The 6,006-nt window shown below is 42.5% G+C and carries 4 protein-coding genes; 3 read left to right on the forward strand and 1 reads right to left on the reverse strand.

What is annotated here, in order from left to right; all coding sequences use genetic code 11:
- The 3 genes from J6U00_RS13725 to J6U00_RS13735 all read left to right on the forward strand — a co-directional run.
- A partial coding sequence (locus tag J6U00_RS13725) for an ATP-binding protein (protein WP_296582744.1) occupies nt 1-1,094 on the forward strand: 1,094 nt, incomplete at its 5' end.
- 11 nt (nt 1,095-1,105) lie between these two features.
- Nucleotides 1,106-3,340, forward strand: coding sequence for a DEAD/DEAH box helicase (locus tag J6U00_RS13730; protein WP_296582747.1), 2,235 nt, complete (start codon nt 1,106-1,108; stop codon nt 3,338-3,340).
- Nucleotides 3,341-3,428: 88 nt separating this feature from the next.
- Nucleotides 3,429-4,367 (forward strand): LysR family transcriptional regulator, encoded by a 939-nt coding sequence (locus tag J6U00_RS13735; protein WP_296582748.1) that lies wholly within the window; start codon nt 3,429-3,431, stop codon nt 4,365-4,367.
- Between the two features lie 391 nt (nt 4,368-4,758).
- Here J6U00_RS13735 and J6U00_RS13740 read toward each other — a convergent pair.
- Nucleotides 4,759-6,006, reverse strand: a 1,248-nt coding sequence (locus J6U00_RS13740; protein WP_296582750.1) for an aminopeptidase, incomplete at its 5' end; no start/stop codon positions are given.

The raw sequence follows: 6,006 nt of genomic DNA on the forward strand, positions 1-6,006 counted from the left end.
ATGTAATGGACAGGAACTTTGTAGTCGTTGACGCAGACCTATCCCCAGAACGCCGCCTTCAGGGCACAAAGGGTCAGGGACTTTCCACATACAAAGAACTTATGAAAAATATGTCCACAAAGACGCGCCCTGACGGCGGTGCGCTGACTCTTATACTCGACCGCTGGATAAGCGGTGTTCAGACTGAAACCGCAGCTGAAACCGGGCTGCCTGTCGACTCTACGGAATTTCAAAAGGCTGTTGAAAAGAATATATTCGAGGTCATAAATTCACTCAGTGAAATGGTGCATGGCTTTGATTTTGCAAAACTCCTTACTATTTATTACCGCGCTTCTGTCACCGGCAACGATGATGAAAAAGCAAAAGTGGTACAGTGGTTCCGTGGAGAATTCATTACAAAATCCGAAGCAAAGGCGCAGCTTGGCATCAATATAATCATTACCGATGACGACTGGTACGAATATATCAAGCTTTTTGCAATGTTTCTGAAAAAGGCAGGCTACAGCGGTATGCTCGTTCTTGTGGATGAGCTTGTTAACATATACAAGATCCCCAACAGCATAACCCGTCAGTACAACTATGAAAAGATACTGACCATGTACAACGATACCTTACAGGGCAAGGCTAAATACATAGGCATAATCATGGGTGGAACTCCTCAGTGTATCGAAGATACACGACGGGGAGTCTATAGTTATGAAGCGCTCCGTTCAAGGCTTGCAGAAGGACGCTTCGGACGTGAAGGCTTAAAGGATATGCTCGCGCCTGTTATACATCTGTCCCCTCTCACATATGAGGAGATGCTTGTACTGACTGAAAAGCTGTCAGATATACACGCTCAGCTTTTTGAATATCAGCAAAGGATAACTCAGGAGGACATGATAAGCTTTATTAAGCTTGAATTCAGCCGTATTGGCTCGGACAGTCACATAACGCCCCGAGAGGTAATCCGCGACTTTATAGAGCTGCTCGATATAATCTATCAGAATCCACAAATAAATATAAGCGAGCTTATCTCCTCAGGAACTGTTATGACAGCTACCAGCTCTGACGCTTCTACGTCCGAAGAAGAATTTGCTGAATTTGAGATATAAGGATATAATTTATGAGTATTTTTGATAGATACGCTCCATTTATTCAGGATTTCATATATCGCAGCGGCTGGGAATCCCTGAGAGCTATACAGGCAGCGGCAGGGGACGCTATTTTCAATACGGACGAAAATGTTCTCCTTACCGCATCAACTGCATCTGGAAAAACAGAAGCAGCCTTTTTCCCTATACTTACTCTGTTTACGGAAGATATGCCCCGTTCTGTAGGCGCAATATATATAGGACCGCTGAAAGCTCTTATAAATGACCAGTTCTCAAGGTTAAACGCTCTTTGCGAAGAAGCTGATATCCCTGTGTGGCACTGGCATGGAGACGTTGCGCAGTCCCACAAGAATAAAATGCTGAAAAATCCTTCCGGAATATTGCAGATAACTCCCGAATCCCTTGAAGCTATGCTACTCAGGAAACATGCACTCATACCCAAGCTGTTCGGTGACCTCAAGTTCATAGTTATAGACGAGATACACTCCCTTATGCGCGGCGACCGAGGCGGACAAACTATATGCCTCATTGAAAGGCTTTGTAAATTGGCAGGAGTTAATCCGCGTAGGATAGGTCTGTCTGCAACTATCGGCGATCCGACTGCGGCAGGAGAGTTCCTTGCTTACGGCTCAGAGCGAAGCACGGTCATACCAAAGATAGAAAACAAAGGCGTTAAATGGCGGCTTTCAATGGAGCATTTCTACATAAGCCAGCAGAATCAGACAATCGAGAAGGATACAGCTGATGCTCTTCCTGTTCTTGATGAAAAAACTGACACTGCCCCTGAAAACGCAGACACCGGAATTGGATATATCTTCGAGCATACAAGAGGTAAAAAGTGCCTTATTTTCGTGAATTCACGCGAGGAATGCGAGGCTGTCACAACTACTCTACGCTCTTACTGTGAGGCCAAGCATGAACCCGACCGTTTCCTAATACATCACGGCAACCTCTCTGCAGCATATCGCGAAACCGCAGAGGAAGCAATGAAGGACGAAGATGTTTTCATGACTACTTGCACCACTGCCACCCTGGAGCTTGGAATTGATATTGGTCGTCTTGAACGTGCTTTTCAGATAGACGCTCCCTATACCGTTTCCTCATTTCTACAAAGAATGGGAAGGACTGGAAGGCGTGACCTGCCACCAGAAATGTGGTTCGTGATACGTGAGGAACTTCCCGAGCCTCGCTCAATGTTACCTGAAACTATTCCGTGGAAGCTTCTCCAAGGCATAGCACTTATACAAGTTTATATCGAAGATCGCTGGGTAGAGCCACCAATACTCAACCGTCTGCCTTTTAGTCTCCTCTATCACCAGACCATGAGCACACTTGCCTCATGCGGGGAGCTTACGCCTGCAGAAATTGCTTCACGTGTACTTACTCTAAAATATTTCCATAGAATAACAAAAGATGATTACAGGATACTGCTGCGCCATCTCATTGAGACAGATCATATCCAGCGCACAGAAAACGGTGGACTCATTGTAGGTTTGGCAGGCGAAAGGATAGTCAACAGCTTCAAATTCTATGCTGTATTTCAGGAAAACGAGGAATACACGGTAAGGTGGGGTTCTCAAGAGCTCGGAACTATAGTAATGCCGCCTCCTGCCGGTGAAAAGATAGCCATTGCCGGTCATGTATGGATAGTAGAAGAGGTTGATCATAAGCGCAGGTTGGTTTATTGCGAACAGATAAAAGGTAAAGTTCCTGCATATTTCGGAGACTGCCCCGGCGATATAAATACAAAGATACTTCTGCGTATGAAAGAGGTACTCCGTGAGGACAAAAGCTATCCATACCTTATGAAAAATGCAATGGGAAGGCTTGCTCAGGCTCGTCAGACCGCAAGAAATTCAGGAGTTACTGAATCACCTCTTATATGTCTCGGCGGTAACATGTGGTGTCTCCTGCCATGGCTTGGTACATATGCTTTTTTGGCTCTTGAACGCTTCCTTAAACTTAAATGTTCGGACCGTCTTGGGCTTAAAGGAATGGATTCTTCAAGACCGTTTTATATACAGTTCACTATGAAAGTCTCTCCCGAAGAGTTCTTTTCCGTTCTTGCAGAGGAAGCTGAAAAGGAATTCAGCCCAATGGAGCTAGTTTACGACAGAGAAGTTCCTGTATTCGAAAAATACGACGAATTCCTGCCAGCTGTACTTGTAAAGAAAGGTTTTGCCTTTGGAATTCTCGGAATATCCGAAATGAAAGAACGTATTTTAAGCTGGAAAAGTTTTATTTAATTAACTGCAATTTATGTCTTGATTTTTCAGCTAAAAAGTGATACAATAGTAATATAAAATACTGTTAAAAGATAAGGTAGGTATTTTTATGAAAATTCAACAGCTTGAATATGTCATCGCTGTAGCAAGAGAAGGAAGTATTACAAAGGCTGCAAAAAAGCTTTATCAGGCACAACCTAATATAAGCATTGCTCTTAAGGAACTTGAAACATCTCTGGGAATACAGATCTTCAATCGTTCTCCTAATGGTATGATACTTACTCCCGAGGGAGAAGAATTTCTTGCAAGAGCTCAGACTATAGTTGACGAAATGCAAAGTCTTGAAAGAGACTATGCTCAGACTCCCGAAAATGAATTAAAACTCAAGGTTGCTTCTGCACGTTCAACCTATGCTACCTCTGCTATCGGAAAGCTAATAAGCGATTACTCTGAAAAGACCGACAAAATAGAAGTCCACGTAATGGAGACAAGTACTGCAAAGGTCATGGAAGATATATGCGCTGGAAAATATGATATTGGCTTTATACGTGTACCAAGTACTTATGCAGAAATGATTGAAAGCCGCCTGAAAGCTAGGAATCTTATCGGTAAAACTGTAATGGAGTTTCCCCTTCAGATAGTAATGAAGTCAGAGCATCCGCTTGCAAAATATGAAGATATCCCCTTTGAACTACTTTCTCAATATCCTGAGATAATCCACGGGGACGATGAACCTGAAATGGTGAGACGAGCTTCCATAAATCAGGATTACGACGAAAAAAGGTCACCGAAAAGGATATTTATATACGACAGAGGCACACAGATAAGTATGCTGAAAACAGTAAAGGACGCTTATATGTGGGTAGCTCCCATGAATCAGAGCATTCTCAAATTCAACAACCTTGTTCTTAGAAAATGCTCTTATGCGAATAACCTTAACCGCGACATGATAATCTACCGTAAGGCAAGTGAAAACAACTCGCTTATTGTTGACTGTGTACGTACTGTTTATGAGTATGCAGATAAGATAGAAGGACTTGAAATATAAAATATGCCCCGACCATAACAGCAGTTACGGTCGGGGCTTGTTTTTAGAAAAAAAGAATGAGAGCCATTAGGGGGGAGGTTCTCATTCTTAATAAGGGGATATGAGATTGTCATTTATGAAAGAATGACTTTCCATAAATTATTATAGCATAGAGGGCTATATAATGCAAATATAAAATATATATCTCTTTATATGTATATTTGATTACTGATAATTTAAGTAAGCAATTTACATCTTGGTAATAATTTGAAAAACATTTGGAAACAAAATATTATGCATGAAAAAGTCGTAAAAAAGCAAACTATGCTTCTCTACGACTTTTTCTCTAATAAGTAATAAAATAGAATACCGAATAATTAATGCGTATGTTACGCATAAGACTATAGTAGCTTTAGTCTGCCATAAATACCTCAAATGCTCTGTATGCCATATAAGTATCCATTTTTGATACAATTTCATAAGGAGCATGCATAGAAAGAACAGGGACTCCTAGATCGATAGTATCCACATTGAGATTTGCTATATAAGCAGCTACCGTTCCACCGCCGCCTTCATCTACCTTTCCGAGTTCACCAGTCTGCCATACTACTTTCTTAGAGTCCATAAGACGTCTGATACGTCCAGTATACTCAGCAGATGCGTCAGAGGTGCCTGCCTTACCGCGTGCGCCAGTATATTTAGTGATAACAACGCCCCTGTTGATATATGCGCTGTTGTTTCTCTCGTTTACTTCGGGGAATGTAGGATCGTAAGCCGCATTTACGTCAGCTGAGAGGCACTCGGAAGCAGACAAAACAGTTCTTACATCAGAACCGAGTGTCTCTGCGATATCTGCAACAAAATATTCAAGATATGAAGACCTGAGACCGGTATTGCCATCGCTTCCTGTCTCTTCCTTGTCAGTTAGAATAGTAACAACTGTATGCTTTGGCTTTTTACACTCTGATGTAGCTATAAGCGCAGTATATGCACAAACCTTGTCATCATGACCATAAGCGCCTATCATGCTCCTGTCAAAGCCGATATCCTTTGCTCTGAAGGCAGGTACTGCCTCAAGCTCTGATGATATAAAATCAGCCTCAGTGATACCATATTTTTCATAAAGTATATTTATGATATTCAGCTTTACCGAACCGCTTTCTTCATCCTCCTTGAAAGGACGGGACCCTATAAGGATATTGAGTTGCTCTCCAGTAATCCCCTTTGAAAGAGGCTTCTGCATCTGTACAGATGCAAGATGTGGAAGAAGGTCTGTAACACAGAATACCGGGTCGTCCTCATCCTCTCCGATATTCACTGGTATGCTAGTACCGTCTGCCTTTATCATAACACCGTGAAGTGCAAGCGGTATCGTAGTCCACTGATACTTTTTTATACCTCCATAATAATGTGTCTTGAAGAGCGCAAGCTCTGTATCCTCGTAAAGCGGATTCTGCTTAAGATCAAGCCTCGGAGAGTCAATATGCGCTGCGCAGAGCCTTATGCCGTCCCTGATTGGCGCTGTACCTATAACGGCTGCAAGAACAGCTTTGCCGCGATTGTTACGGTATATCTTATCTCCTGCTTTTAGAGCCATACCTGTTTTGTATTCAACAAAGCCCTTCTTCTTAAGCAGCTCAATAGAATAGATGACTGCTTC

It is taken from the genome of Ruminococcus sp. (genome assembly GCF_017650195.1).
In the GTDB taxonomy this organism is placed as follows: domain Bacteria; phylum Bacillota; class Clostridia; order Oscillospirales; family Ruminococcaceae; genus Ruminococcus.

Excerpts from the sequence above, each read along its gene's own strand:
- J6U00_RS13730 (WP_296582747.1), top strand. The coding sequence starts at position 1,106 with ATGAGTATTTTTGATAGATACGCTCCATTTATTCAGGATTTCATATAT.
- J6U00_RS13735 (WP_296582748.1), top strand. The coding sequence starts at position 3,429 with ATGAAAATTCAACAGCTTGAATATGTCATCGCTGTAGCAAGAGAAGGA.